14 protein-coding genes are annotated in these 20157 nt (G+C 52.3%); 4 read left to right on the top strand and 10 right to left on the bottom strand.

Features of this window, described 5'->3' with window-relative positions:
- Window positions 1-150 precede the first annotated feature (150 nt).
- Window positions 151-909: an SDR family NAD(P)-dependent oxidoreductase gene (locus RHD99_RS00340; RefSeq protein WP_309877092.1), complete on the bottom strand. Its 759-nt coding sequence runs from the start codon at window positions 907-909 to the stop codon at window positions 151-153.
- Between the two features lie 119 nt (window positions 910-1028).
- Between RHD99_RS00340 and RHD99_RS00335 the strand changes: the two genes are divergently transcribed.
- The 3 genes from RHD99_RS00335 (at window position 1029) to RHD99_RS00325 (ending at window position 4640) form a co-directional block, all read left to right on the top strand.
- Window positions 1029-1928 (top strand): LysR family transcriptional regulator, encoded by a 900-nt coding sequence (locus RHD99_RS00335; RefSeq protein ID WP_309877091.1) that lies wholly within the window; start codon window positions 1029-1031, stop codon window positions 1926-1928.
- A gap of 54 nt (window positions 1929-1982) precedes the next feature.
- The gene (gene yhjD, locus RHD99_RS00330) at window positions 1983-2993 is read left to right on the top strand and encodes an inner membrane protein YhjD (protein WP_309877090.1); all 1011 of its coding nucleotides are present in this window, start codon (window positions 1983-1985) and stop codon (window positions 2991-2993) included.
- A gap of 321 nt (window positions 2994-3314) precedes the next feature.
- Window positions 3315-4640, top strand: coding sequence for an MFS transporter (locus tag RHD99_RS00325; protein WP_183272098.1), 1326 nt, complete (start codon window positions 3315-3317; stop codon window positions 4638-4640).
- Window positions 4641-4746: 106 nt separating this feature from the next.
- Here RHD99_RS00325 and RHD99_RS00320 read toward each other — a convergent pair whose 3' ends face one another.
- Both RHD99_RS00320 and pdeH read right to left on the bottom strand, forming a co-directional pair.
- On the bottom strand, window positions 4747-6813 hold the full coding sequence (locus RHD99_RS00320) for an AsmA family protein (protein WP_309877089.1): 2067 nt from the start codon (window positions 6811-6813) through the stop codon (window positions 4747-4749).
- A 65-nt stretch (window positions 6814-6878) separates the two neighbouring features.
- Complete coding sequence (pdeH, locus tag RHD99_RS00315) at window positions 6879-7652, bottom strand: cyclic-guanylate-specific phosphodiesterase (protein WP_309879041.1); 774 nt, start codon at window positions 7650-7652, stop codon at window positions 6879-6881.
- Between the two features lie 232 nt (window positions 7653-7884).
- Here pdeH and kdgK point away from each other — a divergent pair, with 232 nt between their 5' ends.
- Complete coding sequence (gene kdgK / locus RHD99_RS00310) at window positions 7885-8817, top strand: 2-dehydro-3-deoxygluconokinase (RefSeq protein ID WP_309877088.1); 933 nt, start codon at window positions 7885-7887, stop codon at window positions 8815-8817.
- Between the two features lie 209 nt (window positions 8818-9026).
- Here kdgK and RHD99_RS00305 read toward each other — a convergent pair whose 3' ends face one another.
- The 7 genes from RHD99_RS00305 to RHD99_RS00275 form a co-directional block, all read right to left on the bottom strand.
- On the bottom strand, window positions 9027-10511 hold the full coding sequence (locus RHD99_RS00305; RefSeq protein WP_309877087.1) for a M16 family metallopeptidase: 1485 nt from the start codon (window positions 10509-10511) through the stop codon (window positions 9027-9029).
- A gap of 216 nt (window positions 10512-10727) precedes the next feature.
- Complete coding sequence (locus tag RHD99_RS00300; protein ID WP_270141960.1) at window positions 10728-12014, bottom strand: dicarboxylate/amino acid:cation symporter; 1287 nt, start codon at window positions 12012-12014, stop codon at window positions 10728-10730.
- A 163-nt stretch (window positions 12015-12177) separates the two neighbouring features.
- Window positions 12178-14172: a biofilm formation regulator HmsP gene (gene hmsP, locus RHD99_RS00295; RefSeq protein WP_183272093.1), complete on the bottom strand. Its 1995-nt coding sequence runs from the start codon at window positions 14170-14172 to the stop codon at window positions 12178-12180.
- 74 nt (window positions 14173-14246) lie between these two features.
- A complete protein-coding gene (locus tag RHD99_RS00290) occupies window positions 14247-14603 on the bottom strand; it encodes an endonuclease domain-containing protein (protein WP_309877086.1) in 357 nt (118 codons plus the stop codon).
- Window positions 14604-14808: 205 nt separating this feature from the next.
- A complete protein-coding gene (locus RHD99_RS00285; protein ID WP_309877085.1) occupies window positions 14809-15804 on the bottom strand; it encodes a family 8 glycosyl hydrolase in 996 nt (331 codons plus the stop codon).
- Between the two features lie 9 nt (window positions 15805-15813).
- Complete coding sequence (gene bcsD, locus RHD99_RS00280) at window positions 15814-16281, bottom strand: cellulose biosynthesis protein BcsD (RefSeq protein ID WP_309877084.1); 468 nt, start codon at window positions 16279-16281, stop codon at window positions 15814-15816.
- Window positions 16282-16283: 2 nt separating this feature from the next.
- Window positions 16284-20147 (bottom strand): cellulose biosynthesis protein BcsC, encoded by a 3864-nt coding sequence (locus tag RHD99_RS00275; RefSeq protein WP_309877083.1) that lies wholly within the window; start codon window positions 20145-20147, stop codon window positions 16284-16286.
- Window positions 20148-20157: the final 10 nt, after the last annotated feature.

The following is a 20157-nucleotide window of genomic DNA, read 5'->3' as shown; positions in this document are numbered from 1 at the left end:
GTGAGAAAGCGTGTTTGCTTTCGATGTGATAAGAATAGCGCTGCACCTCAAGGGGTGATAGTGGAATGATTCGCTCAAATTATTCAATATTTTTGACAAATATTTAACACGCGAAGGTGAGGATCATTTCACCTTCGCAAGCACACCCACTTACAAGAACATTCCACCCGAAACTTCAATACGCTGCGCATTCATCCAGCCGCTTTCATCGCTGAGCAGAACCGCAATCGCGTTGCCGATATCATCAGGTTGCCCAACGCGTCCCAACGCGGTTTGTGCGGCGATAGCGCTCGCCACCTGCTCATTGTCACGTACAACACCGCCGCCAAAATCTGTCGCAATCGCGCCCGGAGCGATGATATTGACCGAGATCCCTCTCGCCCCCAGCTCTTTTGCCTGATAGCGCGTCAGCACTTCCATCGCCCCTTTCATCGCGGCATATGCCGCTTTTCCTGGCAAAGCGAAACGCGTCAGGCCAGTCGATACATTCAAAATGCGTCCACCATCTTTAATCAGCGGCAGCAAGTGCTGGGTGAGGAAGAAAGGTCCTTTCAAATGGATGTTCATTAATTCATCAAATTGCGCTTCTGTTGTTTTTTCGAACAGCGCATCGAGCCCCGTACCCGCATTGTTTAATAAATAATCAAACGAGTCGCGATGCCACACGTCACGCAGTTGTTGCTTCACTTCTGTAGCAAAAGCCGGGAAGGTTGTGCTATCGGCGACATTCAATTGAATTGCCACCGCTTTCACGCCTGTTAGCTCAATTTCGCGCACCACATCCTGCGCTTCTTGCTGCTTGCTGTTGTAGGTCAGAATAATATTCACTCCGCGTCCAGCCAGCTTCAGCGCCGCGTTTTTACCTAATCCACGGCTGCCGCCGGTCACTAATGCGATTGTTTGACTCATGATTTGCCCCTTCGATGACGGTTCGGTGATTGAGGTAAAGCTTATTAGCTGCTACAAAATCAATAAAGAGTGCCAATAACGCATCACTGTTTCTCTACCAACAACAATGTGAGAAAAAAGTGGATAAAATACATGCAATGCAACTATTCATTAGAGTGGCTGAACTTGAGAGTTTTTCTCGCGCAGCCGACACTCTGGGCCTTCCTAAAGGTAGCGTATCGCGCCAAATTCAGGCGCTAGAAGCCATGCTTGGAACAAGGTTATTGCACCGCACGACGCGACGCGTGCAGTTGACACAAGATGGCATGGTTTATTACGAGCGCTGTCGCGATCTATTAGCCAATCTTGATGAACTGGACGGGCTATTCCTGCATGACCCCAGCAGCGTCAGTGGGCGATTACGTGTAGATATGCCTGTAGGTGTGGCTAAAAATCTGGTGATCCCCAAACTCCCCGCCTTCTTGCAGCAATATCCTGGCATTGAGCTGGAATTAAGCAGCAGCGATCACTTGGTGGATGTGGTGCGCGAAGGGTTCGATTGCGTGGTACGCGTCGGGCAACTCAAAGATTCAGGCCTGGTTGCCCGGCCATTAGGGAAACTCACCTTAATTAACTGTGCCAGCCCAGATTATCTGGCGCGCTTTGGCTATCCGGAAAGCCTGGACGATCTGGCTTCTCACGCCGTGGTGCATTACGCGCTAAACCTCGGCAGCCGCCCGCAGGGGTTTGAAGTTTGGATCGATAAAAATACGCGTTGGATAAAAACCGGTGGCGTTATCACGGTGAATAGTACCGAAACCTATCAAGCCGCGTGCCTGGCTGGGCTTGGGATTATTCAGGTCCCGCGCATTGGCGTGAGAGACTTACTCAAGAGTAAAAAACTGGTGGAGATCCTGCCGCAATACCGCGCCCAACCGATGCCTGTTTCACTGCTTTATCCGCATCGACGTAATCTCTCCCGCCGCGTTCATTTGTTTATGGAATGGCTGACGGGATTAGTGAAAGGGTATGTCGATTAGCATTCAGGCTATAATTTCTTTAAGATCTTGCAGATGCAGAGGAAAAATCACCTGATGACCATGCCGGAAAGCAAAGAAAGTCGCCCTACCGATACGCCCGACGATGAACCGATCATCAAAATCAAAACCAGTAATCAGACCGTCAATAAAACAATCGATAGCGTGAACAGCACTGTCGGGCGTGTCGAACGTAATCCTGTCGTTGCTCACCTGATACGCGCAGCGGAACGGTTTAACGACCGCATGGGTAATCAGTTTGGTGCAGCAATCACCTATTTTTCATTCCTGTCGCTGATCCCGATTTTGATGGTGGCGTTTGCCGCCGCAGGTTACATCCTCGCGTCACATCCCACGCTGCTTGAGAGTATCTTCGAAAAGATCCTCGTCAATGTCAGTGAGCCAACGCTTGCCGCGACGCTGAAAAACACCATCAATACAGCGGTGCAACAGCGTACGACCGTGGGTCTGGTGGGTCTGCTCATTGCGCTTTATTCCGGCATTAACTGGATGGGAAATTTGCGTGAAGCAGTGCGTGCTCAGTCGCGGGAAAAGTGGGAGCGGACACCGCAGGACCAGGAAAAATTCTGGACGAAGTATCTGCGTGATTTGGTGTCACTGATTGGCTTGCTGGTTGCGCTGGTTGTGACGTTATCCATCACCTCGGTTGCCGGTTCCGCCCAGACATTCCTGATTAGCCTTTTGCATCTGGACGGTATCGAATGGTTAAAACCGGTCTGGCACCTGGTCGGGCTGACGATATCCATTTTTGCTAACTACTTGCTGTTCTTCTGGATTTTCTGGCGTCTGCCACGCCACCGCCCGCGTAGAAAGGCGCTTATTCGCGGCACATTCATTGCGGCAGTGGGTTTTGAAGTGATCAAAATCATCATGACCTACAGCTTGCCAGCCCTCGTAAAATCACCTTCTGGCGCGGCGTTTGGTTCCGTTTTAGGGTTGATGGCGTTTTTCTATTTCTTCGCCCGCCTGACGCTTTTTTGTGCCGCGTGGATTGCTACCGCACAATACAAAGATGACCCGAGAATGCCGGGTAAAACGCATAATTGACCCGCTCGCTATTCCCCTTCTCCCTGGGGAGAAGGTTGGGATGAGGGGATTCGATGCCCTCATCCTGGCCCTCTCCCCCAGGAGAGGGAATAAATATCCGCAGCACATAAATCCAACCTGTAACTTTTATTTAACCTAAAAGCAGTTTTATCCACTAAATATCAATTTATGTGAAGCATTACATAGACACTTCTTTTCTGGACTGAAAATTATCCTCTTTTTGCTCGTTAATCGAACAGCGCGGTGAGCAAACCTGCGTTGAAATGCGCCTTTTGCTGTGCGTAATATGGCCTTTCGTTCGATATAAAATAAGAAAAAATTATGCAAGCCACCATCGCTACTCCAGTCAATACTGAAACTGACGCCACGCCCGTTAACTCACGCGGAAAAGTGGTCGTTGCCTCGCTCGTCGGCACCGCCATCGAATTCTTCGATTTCTATATTTATGCCACTGCGGCCGTCATTGTTTTCCCGCATATCTTCTTCCCGCAAGGTGACCCAACAGCGGCGACACTCCAGTCGCTAGCCACGTTCGCCATTGCCTTTGTGGCACGTCCAATTGGTTCCGCACTGTTCGGCCATTTTGGTGACCGGGTCGGTCGCAAAGTGACCCTGGTGGCATCACTTCTGACGATGGGTGTTTCAACGGTGTTGATTGGCCTGTTGCCGAGCTACGAAACCATCGGCGTATTAGCGCCAATGCTGCTGGCACTGGCACGCTTCGGGCAAGGTTTGGGTCTGGGTGGTGAATGGGGCGGAGCGGCATTGCTGGCGACCGAGAATGCGCCGCCACGTAAACGCGCGTTGTACGGTTCATTCCCGCAACTGGGAGCGCCAATCGGCTTCTTCTTTGCCAACGGCACCTTCCTGCTGCTTTCCTGGCTGCTGACTGACGAGCAATTCATGTCCTGGGGCTGGCGCGTACCGTTTATTCTGTCCGCTGTTCTGGTGATAATCGGCCTGTATGTGCGTGTTTCTCTGCATGAAACACCGGTGTTCGCCAAAATCGCCAAGGCGGGTAAACAGGTAAAAGTCCCGCTCGGCACGCTGCTGAGCAAGCACCTGAAAGCGACGATCATCGGCACGTTTATCATGCTGGCAACTTACACGCTGTTTTACATCATGACGGTCTATTCAATGACCTTCAGTACCGCCAAAGTGCCGGTGGGGCTGGGCTTCTCCCGCAACGATGTGTTGTGGATGCTGATGATGGCGGTGATTGGTTTTGGCGTGATGGTGCCGATTGCAGGTTTACTGGCTGATAAGTTTGGCCGCCGTAAATGCATGATTGTTATCACCAGTTTGATGATTGTGTTTGCGTTAGCCGTCTTCCAGCCGTTATTGGGTTCGGGTAACCCGACGCTGGTGATGGCATTCCTGCTGATTGGCCTGAGTCTGATGGGTTTAACTTTCGGCCCAATGGGTGCGTTGCTGCCGGAGTTGTTCCCAACGGAAGTGCGTTATACCGGAGCGTCATTCTCGTATAACGTGGCGTCGATTCTGGGCGCATCTGTTGCACCGTATATCGCAACCTGGTTGCAGGCGAATTACGGTCTGTTCTATGTCGGTGTGTATCTGGCGGCGATGTCAGCGATTACGCTGGTTGCATTGCTGGTGTCTAAAGAGACACGTCATTTGTCACTGTAGTATTCGTTTTTCCCCTCACCCTAACCCTCTCCCAAAGGAGAGGGGATGGTCCGCTTTTCTCCCTCTCCTGGGGGAGAGGGCTGGGGTGAGGGCGTCCAGGCTCAAATCACTTCTTCATCTGCCCCAAAATATTCTGGCACTGGTTCTGCCCGCCTTCTGAAGGCGAAATCAGCGCCAGCAAAGCAGCAGCGGGCGTAACCAATGTCGCAAGCGCTGCGGCCACCGCGCCACGGGCAATCAGTGGACCTGGTTTCACGCCAGCATCTGGGTTTTTAAACGTTCCCCGCACATAAAGCGGCGAGCGCAGTGTAAGAACGCGCACCCCTTTGCTTTCTGGATTGATGGTTAAATCGAGTCGTTCGCTGGCGAAGTTGGTGGTGCCGGTGACGTTAATCAGCGAATTTTCTGTATCAAAGGCAAAAATACGCGGTGAGGCGACCCCATCGCGTAAATCCAGATTCGCTGCCGCGCAGTTTATCCGCACTTCGTCATCGCCAAAGATTTGCCCGACGAGGTAATTCCCCACATTCAGGCCGACGATCTCCATCAGGTTGCGGCTAATTAACCCATCGTGCATCAGCAGTTTCAGGTTGCCATCGCTGCTCCCCAACAGCTCGGCGATAGAGTTACCCCGGCCACGCAAATCCGCATCGCCATTCAGTTCACCGAGAGTTTTTTGCATTGATTCAACTTTCGGCATCAGCTGTTTAAGCTGTAAACGCCGCGCCTGAATATCTGCGGTTCCCTGCATCGGCTTTTTTTCGCCTTCGAGGTGGATGTTAGCGCTGATGCTGCCGCCCGCCATGCCAAATTTCAGTGGCTGGAGGCGCAAGTCGGCATTCTTGAGAATCACATGCGTCGTAAGGTTGCTGAGGGGCAGCGTCCCGCTGTGTTCGATACGGCCACCTTTAAAACGCACATCGGCATCCATCACATCCCATTTATCAGTTTCGAAACGGTCGTATGGCAGAACTTTGCCGCTCGGCTGAACAGTTTTCTCGCCTTTGGCTTGCTCGGCTTGTTTGCTTTGCTGAGCGCCTTTGCCGGAATCCACACCGATTAGCGGCCCTAAATCCGCCAGACGAAGCTGTTTAGACTCAAGTTCGCCTTCCAGTTTCGGGCGCGGTTTACCTTGAGAATACGTCAGAGAACCATGAATATCGCTCTCACCGATTCGCCCGTTAAAGTTCTGATAACGGAAGATCGACCCTTTTTCCGTGTCGATTTTTGCCAGTAAATGTCCGTCAGTTTCAAAGGGCGGCGAATCCGGCAATAACACGCCGGTAAGATCGTAGAGATTACCCAACGAATCACCGGAGAATTTCAGTTGCAGATCAACGCCCCCCATCTTCATGGGGTCGTTGATGGTGCCAATAAATGCCACGCGTGAATTCCCTGAATGCACATCGGCCTGCACCGGGAAAGCCGTTTCACCTTCGCTGCGCAGTGCCAGCATGCCGCCAATTTTGCCGTTGCCTTCAATCGGTTCCCCGTTGTAGCGCCCGCGAACTTTCAGACCAAAGACATAGTCTCCGGCTTTTGCGGCATCTTTGCCTTTCGGTTTGTTTCCTTCAACTTCGCTAAACGGTAACGGTTTGCCGAGTGGGTCGACGAGGATTTCCATCTCTGCTTTGGTGAGTTTGTCGTTAATCGCAATTCGGCCTTTATCGAACAGAATATTGTCCATTCTGAAGGACCAGGACGACGGCGGCTGATTGGGATCTTTTGGCTTGTCGCTGGCAAAGTTAAACGTCCAGTTATTGTTTTTTTCCGTCAGGCGAATGATGCGCACATCGGGCTGAACGAGCTTTATCCAGGGGATATAAACGGTTTTGGTGAGCAATGCGAGTGGTGCAAGCGTGGCGTCAACGCGTGGCAGATGGACCATGGTGACTTCAGGAATATCGGGTGGATTACCGAGCATGATGTCTTCGGCATGAACATGCGGCCACGGCACCCAACTGCGCCAGCCGGTCTCTTCTTTGTTACGTTCCCATACCACGCCTAAATCGCCACGAATGGCGAAGGGCCGATTAAGCTCCGTCGAGACTTTTTGGTTGATGGTCGGTTTGAGCCGATTCCAGTCAAACGTCGCAATCACAATGATTGCCACCACAACCAACAACAATAAACCCCCGACGATACCGCTGGCGACTTTTCCAGTTTTAGTCATGCCTTTTACCTTCTCCTGATGTGGCTCGCATTCACTAAAGATAGTTGAGCGTGACCGATGCGGCATCAGGAGAGGCGAGTTAGCACACTCTCTAACTGTTCAAATGGGAAGGGACGGGAGAGAAAATAGCCTTGCGCCGCGAATGCAGGAGAGTTTTGGACATCGCGCCATTCATCTTCAGTTTCCACGCCTTCAACGATGACTCCTTTGCAATAACGGTTCATCAATTGCAGCAACATAGTGAATAAATTGCGGCCCTCTTCGCTGGTGCGCAGCATGATAAACAGGTCACGCGCGACTTTGATGTAGTCGTAGTGCACCTCACTTAATGCCGAAAAGTTGGCGACTCCCGTACCGAAATCATCCAGCCACAGCGGGCCAAATTCGTTCATTCCCGCAAGCGTTACCGCTTGTGGCTGGGTAATGTGTTCCACCAGTTCAAAACGCACCCACGGCATTTTGTTTATCAGCGCCAGGATCGGCTGATGATGTTTCATGGCCACAAGCGTAGGGCCATCGACATTCACAGAGGCTAAGATGTCATAGCCGATGAAGATGGATTCCCAACTGCGCAGTAAGTTAAGTTGCTCTTCGATGACCATCAATCGCGTACGGCTGGTGACAGATGAAAAGTAGCGATCGGGCGGAATACGAACGTCCGGTTCATCCTCGTGCGTGACCACCGTCAGTAGCTCTATCGCCATCAATCGACCATCGATTTTGTAGATCGGCTGGAAGGTGTACTGCCGCTGGCACTGCAACCAGAATCGCCGTTCCTGCAAACTTTCGACACTCGCCTCAAGCGTATTAAGCCGGTGAGTGATCTGCTTAAACTTCATCATGTGGGTCCTGTTTACTTTGATAACTCGCATGGCTCATCGACAAGTTATCGGCGTAGCGCATGAGAACTTTATGTTCGCTTTCAGTACAACCTCAATGAAAGAGAGTTCGTTCACATTGACGAGAATCTGCCTTAGCTCAAAGTTTTCCGAAACATCGTTTTAAATTGTTTGACTCGTTTTTAACCGACCAGCAAACTAGCGGGAATTTCATTAATTCAGGTTTACTGCTATGCCAACGCGCAAAATCGCCGTCATCGGTGAATGTATGATTGAACTGTCGCAAAAAGGTGCGGAAGTTAGCCGCGGCTTTGGTGGCGACACCCTAAACACGTCTGTTTATATTGCTCGTCAGGTCAATGCTGATGCGCTTGAAGTCCACTACGTTACGGCGCTGGGTGAAGATAACTTCAGCCAACAAATGCTGGACGCCTGGCAGCAAGAAAACGTACATACCGAACTGACACAGCGCCTGGAACACCGTTTACCGGGTCTGTATTACATCGAAACTGACGCGACTGGCGAGCGCACCTTCTACTACTGGCGCAACGAAGCCGCAGCCCGTTTTTGGCTGGAAAGCGATCAAGCGCAAGCAATCTGTGCAGAACTGGCTCAGTTCGACTACGTCTATCTGAGTGGAATTAGCCTGGCGATTCTCAACGCTGCTAGCCGTGAAAAGCTGATGGTGCTGCTGGCTCAATGCCGCGCTAACGGTTGCAAAGTCATCTTCGATAACAACTATCGTCCGCGCCTGTGGGCAAGCCGTGAAGAGACGCAACAGGTTTACCAACAAATGCTGGCATGCACTGATATCGCGTTCCTGACGCTGGATGACGAAGACTTGCTATGGGGCGAGAAGCCGGTTGAAGAGGTGATTCACCGTACTCAAGCTGCGGGCGTGCGTGAAGTGGTTATCAAGCGTGGTGCAGATTCTTGCCTGGTGGCGATTCAGGGTGAATCGACGTTAGAAGTGCCTGCGGTTAAATTACCGAAAGAAAAAGTGATCGATACTACTGCGGCGGGTGACTCTTTCAGCGCGGGTTATCTGGCGGTGCGTTTGACGGGCGGAAGTGCGGAAGAAGCGGCAAAACGTGGACATTTGACTGCGAGCACCGTGATTCAGTACCGCGGCGCGATTATCCCGAAAGAAGCGATGCCAGGCTAAAACAATCCTCACCCCGACCCTCTCCTTGAAGGAGAGGGGGAAAGACGCCCCCCTGTGTTGAGGGAGATTGCCGCACTATCCCTCCCGATATTCTCCCACCGGATGAGTGAGAATGCCGCACTATCCCCCCCGATATTCTCCCACCGGATGAGGGAGAATGCCGCACTATCCCCTCTCCTGGGGGAGAGGGCTAGGGTGAGGGCGTCCGGTTACTGCGCCGGAGGAACATCCGCCCCATCCTGCTTAGGCTCATCCGTTAGCGGCAGCGTTTTACTCGGCACCATCACCTTATCCCACGTCGCTTGCAGATCCTTCATATTGAACTCAGGTTCGCCTTTGGGCTGCAACAGCACCAGCGCCATTTCTTGCGACAACTGCTGACGTAAATCCTGATTCAGCGAACTCAGTGTCAGGCTATTCAGGAAATCCCCACGCAACTTCTGATACTGTTCCGGCGCGATATCAACCACCTGGTTTTGCAACGAGCGCATACGCTGGCTAATCAGCACATCGGTATCGGTACGAGCGTAAGTGGCAAACAGTTTGGCGAGTTCCGCTTTTTTCTGCGCAACTAACCCATCAAACTCTGCCTGCGATAGCCCTTTATCACGAACGTTAACCAGCTCTTTGCCCACGTTCGCTAAATTCGCATTCAGCTTATCGTTTGGTGACTCAAGGTTAATGCCACACTGCGCACGCTGATACAGCACACGGCAATCGAAGCTCAGGTTGAGATCTTTAATGTTCTGCTTGCTGAGGTTCTGCTGCACATGCCAGAACAGCGCCTCACGTGCGAGGTCAGCACGCCAGTAACGCAGCAATGCAGACGATTCACGAATTGGTTGCCATGAGTTATCCCACATTAAAGAGAGACGATCCTGGCTCACGCTGTCGGTCATCAAACTTACAGGCACGCGCTTGAGCGGAGAAAGGGTCGCAACCGGTGCGGGCGTTTCACGTTTGCCTGTAAGAGTACCAAACGTTTTGTTGATTTGATCGGCAACACTTCGGCTATCAACGTTACCTACCACAATCAACGTCATCGCATCCGGGGTGTACCATTTCTTGTAGAACTCGCTCAGTTGTTCGATATCAACCGGCTGCTTGAGATCTTCTGCCGGGTCATGGCCCAACAGCGTGGAACCTTGCAAGCGATAGCGCCACCAGTTGTCTTTGGTGTCCATCGGCCAGGTTGCCACCATATCCTGAGTTTGCAGCGCAACGTTCACCGTATCCTGGGTTACTGACGTTTTACCGGTGCTTTCTGACAGATAAACCAGCGCTTCTTTGAGCAAATCATTGCGGTTATTAGGCAGGCTAAGATTAAACAGCGTGAAGTCATACGAAACTACCGCTGGAGGCAGAGGACGCTGCGGGTCCACACTTTGCTGCCATAGTGAGCGTACCTGCAAGGGTTGCAAGCTACCGCTTTGTGTAAGTGCCAGGCGTGGTAAGAAGTGGCTAAAGCCGCTCTGCTGGGTGGTCTCAGTCAATGAGCCAGTGTTGACCAACAGACGAATCTCAATACGATCGCTTGGGCGCTGAGGTGTGGCCAGGACTTGCCATTGAAAACCATTGGCCAGCGTGCCTTGCTGCCAGGCTGGGTCGGGCTGTAGTGCTTCTGCCTGCACATTATTGGCGGCGGCGACCAACAGCAATCCGCCAGCTAAGAGTCGAATTTTGGTGCCCTGCATGTTAACCCCTGGAAAACAATCCTGATTAAAAAGTGTAATGGTGGCAAAAGATTACGAAAAAAAGCCACCGCGGTGACATTTCACCACTCCGTTTGACCGCGTCGAAGCGGAAACGTCACTTTTAAAATGAAAAAAAACGCCAAAGAATTTGGCTCAAGGGTCAATTATGCGCAGTAGCCCACAGCGAGGGCAAGTCGCCGTGGGCAATTGAGGGTTTTAAGAAGAGACTTCGCTCACTTTTTTCGCGGAATTTGGATTATTGAGAGTTTCTGTCAGTTGTTTCTCATCCAACTGTTTCACCCACTTCGCCACAACCACCGTCGCCACACCATTACCGACCAGGTTAGTCAGCGCACGTGCTTCAGACATAAAGCGGTCAATACCGAGAATCAACGCCAGACCCGCGACCGGTAAATGCCCCACCGCTGAAATCGTTGCCGCCAGTACGATGAAACCACTTCCCGTCACACCCGCCGCGCCTTTAGAGGAGAGGAGTAACACCACCAGCAGCGTGATTTGGTGGAAAATATCCATATGGCTGTTGGTGGCCTGCGCGATAAACACCGCTGCCATGGTGAGATAAATCGAGGTGCCATCAAGGTTAAACGAGTACCCGGTCGGGATAACCAGCCCGACAACCGATTTACGGCAGCCGAGTTTCTCCATTTTATCGAGCATTCTTGGCAGCGCGGATTCAGACGAGGACGTGCCCAGCACGATCAGCAGCTCTTCTTTGATATAGCGGATAAATTTAAAGATGCTGAAACCCGTCATCCGGGCAATAGAACCCAACACCACCACCACAAACAGAATACAGGTGATATAGAAGCAGATAATCAACTGACCAAGCTGAACCAGCGACCCGACGCCATATTTACCGATAGTAAACGCCATGGCACCGAAAGCACCGATTGGCGCAAGGCGCATGATCATATTGATGATGCCGAAAATAACCTGAGAGAAGCTTTCAATGACGTTGAAAATCAGTTGGCCTTTGTGGCCAAGACGGTGCAGTGCAAAGCCAAACAGTACCGCAAACAGCAGCACTTGCAGGATATTGCCGCTGGCGAACGCGCCAATCACGCTACCCGGAATGACATCCAGTAAGAATGCGACCACGCCCTGCTGCTGGGCCTGTTCGGTATACATTGCCACAGCTTTAGCATCAAGCGTTGCCGGGTCAACGTTCATGCCAGCCCCTGGCTGCAACAGGTTTACGACGAGCAAACCAATAATCAGCGCGATGGTGCTGACGACTTCGAAGTAAAGCAGTGCCACAGCACCTGTACGGCCCACCGCTTTCATGCTTTCCATGCCCGCAATGCCCGTCACGACTGTGCAGAAGATAACCGGCGCGATAATCATTTTAATCAGTTTAACGAACGCGTCGCCGAGCGGTTTCATCTGCGCGCCTAGTTCCGGGTAAAAATGACCCAGCAGGATACCGATGGCGATCGCCGTGAGGACCTGGAAGTAGAGGCTTTTAAAAAGAGAGAGTTTCATAGGGTGTCCTTGAGAGGTAGAGATTCCGCAAACCTTCCGATCTGCGGCACCAAAAATAACACCCACAAAAACACTCAAAAGTGACACAGCGCTGATTTGTAGACAAAATTGTTAAATAATTGAGCTGACTCGCGCCAGCCCAATAACATTTGCAACAACCAGTTTACTGATCTGCGGCGGATAAGTACTTTGAATCAAACTCTTTAAGAGTCAGTGCCCTGGAGAAAAGATAACCTTGAGCAAGGGTCACACCTTCGTTTAACAGCCAGTCGCACTGCGCCTGATTTTCAATTCCTTCAGCCACCAGTTTCAGGCCCAATGTATTCGCCATACCGATGATAACCCCCGCCATCGTGTTGTCTTCCGGCAGGCCATCGACAAAGCTCTTATCGAGTTTTAACACATCCACCGGCAGCGATTTCAGGTGATGTAAATGGCGCAGGCTGGCGTAACCCATACCAAAATCATCCAGCGCAATTCGCACCCCAGCTTTGCGTAACGGACGCAAAATACTGACTGCTTTTTTCGGATCATCAATATTATGACTTTCCGTGACTTCCAGAATTAACATTCCTGGCTGGATGCGGTAACGCGCCATCAATTCCAGCAGTGACGCGCCCATTTGTTCGTGCAGTAATTGATGTGCCGAGATATTCACACAGAGCGGCATAGTGATGCCCTGGGTTTGCCATCCGGCCAGCACACGGCAAGACTCTTCAAGGATCCAGTTGCCAATGGTGAACATCAAACCGCAATCTTCGATACGCTCAATCAAGCCTTCCGGCAGCGCCCAGCTCCCATCTGGCTGCTGCATACGCAGCAACACTTCTGCGCCGACCACTTCCCGGGTACGCATGTTGACCTGCGGTTGCAACCAAATCGCGAACTGATGGTTGTCTAACGCTGCCATTAAATCGTGCTCCTGGGTCAAATGGCGCTGTGCAATTTCCATCTGTTCAGGGTCAAAGAACTGAATCTGATTTTTGCCATGGCGACGGGCAGAAAATGCCGCGGAAACCGCACGGCGATACAGTTGTTCGGCGGTCAAACCGCCGTGATACATCGCAATACCGATACTTGCTGTCGGCTTGAGAGAAATAGAGTGAATGGTCAGTTTTTCGTTGAATACCGCATTGATTTGCTTCGCCAGGGCCATCGCTTGCCATGCATCCTGAACACCATGCGCAATAATGCCGAAGTCGTACCCGCTAAGTTGAGCCAACACCATCTTAGGTGGCAGAACCCCTTTTATTTTCTCAACCAGCGTCAGAAGCAGCATTTCACGCTGCTCCTCGTTCAGCACACCGGCGCTATCCTGCAAGGTTTCACTGGCAATCACGATCAGCGCATTTTTGTTCTCGCTGGCCGTCAGTTGCTCGAGCAACGCCAGTAACAGCGCTTTATTGGGCAACTCGGTCAGGGTGTTTCGGGTGCTCATCGCGCTCGTTTCTTCATGTAAGCGCTGCGACATTTGTTGATTACGGTTATAGCTGCGCACCAGCATACCTATTTCATCATCGTGGTGAAGATGAGGCAGGCTGAGTTGATGGCTCGCCGCTTCGTGCGGGCTTAGGCTATCGAGTTCACGGGCGATTTTACGCACCGGGTGAACAATTAAACGGTTTATCGACCAGCTAATCGCAACAGACAAAATCAGCGCCAGCAGCAGATATGTCGTCAGTAAGGTCGAAATGGTACTGATGATGAATTTGTACATCCGCCAGGAGTCCGCTTGCAGCACCAGATAGGCCAGCGGCTGCGGATTTGCCGGGCGTTCCAGTGAATACAGCGGTAACGATATCTGAACCGGAAGTTCGAACAGACGAGTAATCCATACGGGGATCGGGCGCTCTGGCGCAAAGCTTTTGCGCAATGCCTGGAATTGGTTCGGCAGCACCACATCCGCCCGGCTGATAATGCCGGAAGGTTGGATCTGATTCAGGATGGATTCTGCCTGAGGAATATCCGCCTTCAGGATAGCTTCAGACAGCGGAATACGCACCGAATGGGCGATTTTCTCCATCTGGCTGGCGGTGTCGTAGCGGCTTTGCTGCACAAAGTGAAAAAGCTGTACCACAATAAAAATGAAAATAAACAGCAAGGCGACGGCTGACACCATCGCCATTTGTTTAATCGTTAATGAACGACTGACTCGCAAACTTACACTCCGCAATGGCTGGGCTTACTGGACATATTCTTATGCATGCTGAGTATACTGCATTGTGAAGCCTTTTAGACCCGAGAAACCGAAAGCGCATTCAACGCATCAAGTATAACGGTGAGCACTCCTTCCGTATTTTCTGATAACTCATTATTCCAGAAGCGTAAGACTTTCCAGCCTCTTCCCTCCAGCCATTGTGTTCTGCGTTCGTCATAGCGATGGTTTTCACCGTGCTGCCCGCCGTCCAGCTCTATGGCGAGCTGTGGTTGGTAGCAGGCGAAGTCGAGAATAAACGGGCCAACGGGATGTTGCCGCCTGAATTTGTAATCCGCAAAACGGCGGTTTCTCAGCATGTACCATAGAAGCTGTTCTTCAGGTGTCATCGTTTGACGCAGAGTTTTAGCGTAGGTTTTTAGTTTTTTATTCATTGCTGAATAGTGGTGATTTTTAGGCGGGTTGTCAGAATGGGGGGTTAATTTTGGAAAGTGCCTCGGGAAAAATCACCCTCATCCCGACCTTCTCCCTGAGGGAGAAGGAGAAAACCGTAGTATTCCCTCCTCTGGGGATGAAGGGGGTTTATTCCCTCTCCTGGGGGAGAGGGTTAGGGTGAGGGCCATCCTTACAAACCCGCAATCACCTCGCCGCCAGCGCCACCAGCATCTTCAAACTCGCAGAATAATAATCTTCCTGAGCCGTAATTTGCGGTGCCGCCACATTCGCAGGCTGAAGTACCAAATCCCGCACTGCCAGTAGCCCGCCATCCATCATGTACGATGCGGTATCGCCCGTGGTGACGTTCACCCATGCTGGCGTTTTGTCACGTGGGTAACGTCCCCACCAGGTTTTATAGGCCTGCAACTCAGGGCTGTTGTGATTAAACCAGTACACATACAACGGAACACGGATTGCATCGTAACTAAAACGTGCAGGCCACTGTTTTGCCGGAACGGTACGGCCATCGGAATAGAGCGAAACCCAGTCAGACGGGAGTTGTGGGTTACCAAAGTGCATTTTACCCAGCAACTTCTGCCCATCATTAATCAAATCCCGCCACACCGTTAAATGACTGCGGTCAGCGAAATCCTGCCAGGCCGGGAAGATAAAATAGGACGGGTTCAGATTCACATAGCTATTAAGGTTAAAACCTTTTGCGCCAGGCAGCATCACCTGTAAACCAGCAAAACGCACCACGTTATGAGCGACCAGCGCCTTAGCGATCGCATCTGATTCTTTGAGATAATCCGGGTTCTGCCACTTGTTACCCGCTTTTAGCAGCGCCCACGCGATAAACGTATCGCCATCGGTGGCGTTATTTTTATCGGTGATCGGTTGGGCTTCGACTGGGTTATAACGCCAATAGAACAGACCGTTTTCGGGGTTTTGCAGCGTTTTTCGCGTCCAGTTCCACATCTTTTCAAAACTGGCGCGGTCGTCGTTGGCCACTGCCATCATCATGGCAAAACCCTGGCCTTCGGTATGGCTGACGCTTTTATTGCCGGTATCGACAATGCGACCATCGGGCATTAAAAAACGGGATTTATAGCTGTCCCATGCCGTGTCAGCCAGCGCTTGCTGGCTGAAGATCAAGGCAATAATTGCCACTATCAGCGTTTTGCATCGCTGCAACATCAAAGCACCTCATCGACTATTTTGATATCGAAAGTGTACCACTGTTGCTGACGGTGAAGACTCGCGCCACAGCGACACATGCGGTTTGCCGCCCTGATCGCGCAACCAACGGGCGTATATTCCTTCCAGAACGGCGCTAAAGGCGTTATTCCAGGAAGCCTGCTGCGCTTCGTCTGCGGGAACAGGCAAAGCCATGTGGCGAATGAGCATCGCCGTTTCGCTGGCTTCAATATCAATATAGCCCCAGTTGAAACGGGCAAGCTGAAGATTTATCTGCGATTCGAGTTCGCCCACAGTTCGCGCTAATGCTAATGGGTGACGCGCGGCCAGCGTCTCACCCATTTGTATCAGAAACGAGCGGCTTTCTGCTTCACCCGCATTCGCCACCATGCTATCAATCATGATGTGGAGCAAAGAGAACCAGCCCGGTTGTGTCTGCTGATGTTGAAAGTACTGCAATAACTGCGCGTCATTCATGATTAATTATTCCCTAGCAGATAACGGAAGTAGAGTTGCGCGGTACTTTCGTTGTAATCACCAAAGGTGTCATAACCGACCTGCCCACCAATTCGCATGTCTTTGTTAACCTTGTAATCAGCGCCGGCACGCAAGTTATAACCCATACCATTTTTGCTACTGCCGCTGTACCACGCCTCTTTAGCAAAACCGTTGGCGACATAGTTTTCCAGTTGCGCTTGCATCGCTGAGTCAGTCGGGAAGTACGGGCTTTCATTCTGGCTATACGACTGATAACCCACGGATGCGCCAACCGACATATCCCAGTTATCAAACTTCTGCGTGTAATCCACCGGGAAGGAAACGCTGATGTAATCCTGCGGGCTAAAGTAGCCACCTTGCCCATAGCTGAAGTAGCTGAGGTTTTTCGAGAAGTCCATGTAACTCATGCTGATACCGGTTTTCAGTTCACGGTCATCAGCACGGTATGGGCGAATATAGACGCCAGCATTGCCCGTGACGTTGCCGTTACTCGGCACGTTTTCGCCAATGTAGTTATACAAACCTACGCCCGCGTAGAAACCTGCATCACCGTCGTCGTAGCTCAGTTGAGCGTTCCCGCCGTTTTTCGTGACCTGGCCCCATTTCTTACCGCTGTATTTGTCTTCCACACCAACGTAAGACAGCAAGCTGTCGACCACGGCACGACGTTCGCCGGTCAGAACCAGCTTCAGGTAATCGGTCAGTTGTGGCGACCACTGCACGCCACCGACAACGGTATTTAAATCCTGACCCAATGGCGTGGATCCGACGTCTAATTTGTACTGCTCGCCCGTCAGCGCCATGGCGACTTCCACACCCGCAGCGCTTTGCGAGCCCTGAGAAGGCACGGTTATCTTGTCGATATTGGGCAACTCCGGCGGTGTCGTCGTCGAGGCGTTATACATATCTTGAGCCACCTGCCCCTGAATCAACGCGCCCGTACCAAAACGGAGACTGGATTGGTCAGACGAACTCCCGGCATTCAGGCTGATAGGCGTCACATTGAGATCCAAACGTGAGTCGCCAAACGGAACGGTTGACCATTGCAGTGGCGCTTTGATTTCAGTGAGTTCGCTCAGGCCACTTTCGCCATCACGACCACGAACCGCCACGGCTCCTCGCGCCCAGGTCGCGGTTTTCTCCGTCAGCTGCTCCATCATGTTATCCACCTGGCGCAACGTGCCCGCCTGTGCCGTTTCAACTGGCAAGTCGGTACGCGTGGTGCCCGGAGGTGCAGTTTGTGGGTTACGAGCCAGTTGAGCGACTTGCCACGGCATGACATCGCCATACAGCGAATTGGATGCCGTTTGCGGGGCAACGGTGTTTTTCGGGGTAAACGGGTTATCTGCCAACGCCAGCCCACCCATAGTAGGTGCGGTGTCGCCACTCGTTCCTTGCAGGCCGACCAGTTTCCCACGCGCGGTACGCAAATAACTCATGGCCTGCTGGTGATTGCCATCGGCTTCCGCAACTCGCGCCAATAGCAACAAGCGATCCGGCGTTTCGTCGTTACGCAATCCGGCGGTTAACTGTTTAGCTTTATCAACGTCTTTATTGGCAAGAGCGACATCAATCGCCCCTGCCCGTGCATCTTGCTGCGGCGTGTCACGCGTCATCAGGTAGTCGTAAACCACGCCCGCTTCTTTGTTCATTTTGCCGGACTGATACAAACGCGCCATGGCAAACATCAGGTCGGTGTTTTGCGGGTCGTTTTGCATCGCACGGATCAGTTTGTCGTACGCCGCCGCATAATTACCCTGCGTGCGCAGCTGATCGGCTTCGTTGATCACATAACCATTACGGACGCTGGCCAGTTGCGTTGGTGTACTGCGCGATTGCAATTCAGGACTCGCAAGGAATGCCTGAGCTTCGCGCCCCAGCCCTGCCTGGTTCAGCACGGCTATCTGGTCGCCATAATCGCCAGCATTGCCTTGCACACCACGACGCATGTTGTCGCGCACGATCGTCACAGCCGTAGTGACATCACCGGTTTGCGCCAGCATTTTCGCCAGTTTACCGGCGTCTGCTGGGCTTTGTGGTGGGCGCATCGCCAAGGCTTTTAGGGTGTTAGACGCAGCGACGGTATCGCCCTGCGCCAGGTAGCGTTCCGCGACCGACATTTGCAAATTGTAGTTCACGCGTGCCGCCAGGCTGCGCATGTCGCTGGTCTGGCTGGCGGCTGGAATGCGCGACAGCAAAGTTTGTGATTGCTGCCAGGCATTGTTTTCACTGGCAAACAGCGCACCGGCATACAGTTCGGTATTGGAGGCATTTGGCCGGAATGACGGCGCCATGACGTTACTTGCTTCGTCGCGGCGTCCCTGTTTCTGGAGCTGGCGGGCTAAATCAAGGCGCAACCATGGATCGGATGGGTAACGCGCGACCCCCTGCTGCAAAATATCGATGGCTTGCTGCGGATTGCCATTTGCCGCAGCCTGCTGTGCCTGACGACGCAGCGGATCGGCTGGATTGCCGCCAGATACACGGGGCTGCAATTTCGCCTGCAAGCTGGCGGGTAAAGTTTGCAGCATCGCCTGGGCTTCAGCGGTTTTGTTCTGCTCGCGTAACACGTAGTAGAGGTTTTCACGCGCAGCACCGTTATTCGGCTGCTCGGCCAGAATACCGCGCAAAGACTGCTCGGCGGCGGCGTAATCTTTATTGTGCCGCTGAACATCCGCACGGAATAATTTGGCCGAAGTGCCGCGCTCGCCACTTTGCTGGGCCAGTGGCGCACTGAGCGCCAGCGCCTGGCTGATATTCCCTTGCTTGAATGCCGCCTGAGCGCTCGCCAGTTGCCCGTAAAATTCAGCGTCATCGGCTTGTTGTTTGCGCTCGCCAGACTGATCGCCACCGAGGTTCGCGGCACGATTTAAATATTCAGCCGCGGCACTGTAATCACCTTTACGTTGTGCGATGTAACCCATCCCAGCCAACGCATCGGCGTCTTGCGGGTTGGTTTGCAACACCTGCTCAAACTGCGTTTTTGCCGCTTCCGTGTTACCGCTGTTAAGCGCGTTAAAACCTTCACCTTTCGCCGCACCGCCAATGTTTTTACGGTAGTGATCTTGCACCACCGTGTCTTTTGGGTGGCGTTGCAGGAAGGTTTGATAATAGGGTTCGTCGCTTGAGGTTGGGCCAAGCCAGAGCAACGCCTGACGCAAGGCTTTATCAGCATCCTGGCTCCCGCTTGCCATATTTTGCAGGATGTCCATACCTTCGCGGCGCGTGCCTTCCTGATAGGTCAGCACTTTACCCAGCGCGATGCGTCCGCCGTTATCCTGCGGGTTTTGCGCCGTAAACTGACGCAAGCCTGCCACGGCCTGCGGATAGAGCGATTTATCACCCGCCATCGTCAGATAATATTCTGGCGCAAGGCTTGGCGGTGGCTGGTCGCCATTAAATAAACTGCGCCAGGTGGCGAGGGCGGCGGGAATATTGCCGCTTCTGGCCTGCTGGCGGGCTAAATCCAATTGCCCACGCGGGATTTGCTGAATTTGTTTGGCGTTATCCAGCGCCTGCAAATTGCCATCTTGCGGTGAAACTGACGCCAGGCGTTCGCGCCATTGTGCCGCACCTTTGATGTCCCCGGCCTGCTGGGACCAGAGCGCCATCAGGTACAACGCCTGAGTATTGTTGGCATCGACCATCAACACTTTTTGCAGCGCTTCTTTTGCCAGCTCGTCATGAGACTTTTCATGCCAGTAATTGGCCTGGTCGAACAACGCTTTTAGCGCTGGATTGTTTTCTGCAACCGAATTGTTTTCTGCAGCCTGAGCGCCAAACGTCAGGCTGCCGAAGAAGCACAGCGTTAACAAACGATGGGCGGTTTTGTTTTTATGATTCATTGAGCACCAC

The sequence above is a fragment of the Buttiauxella selenatireducens genome, from assembly GCF_031432975.1.
GTDB lineage: Bacteria > Pseudomonadota > Gammaproteobacteria > Enterobacterales > Enterobacteriaceae > Buttiauxella > Buttiauxella selenatireducens.
The sequence above is the reverse complement of the archived record's forward strand: the minus strand, read 5'-3'. Positions and strand labels throughout refer to the sequence as shown.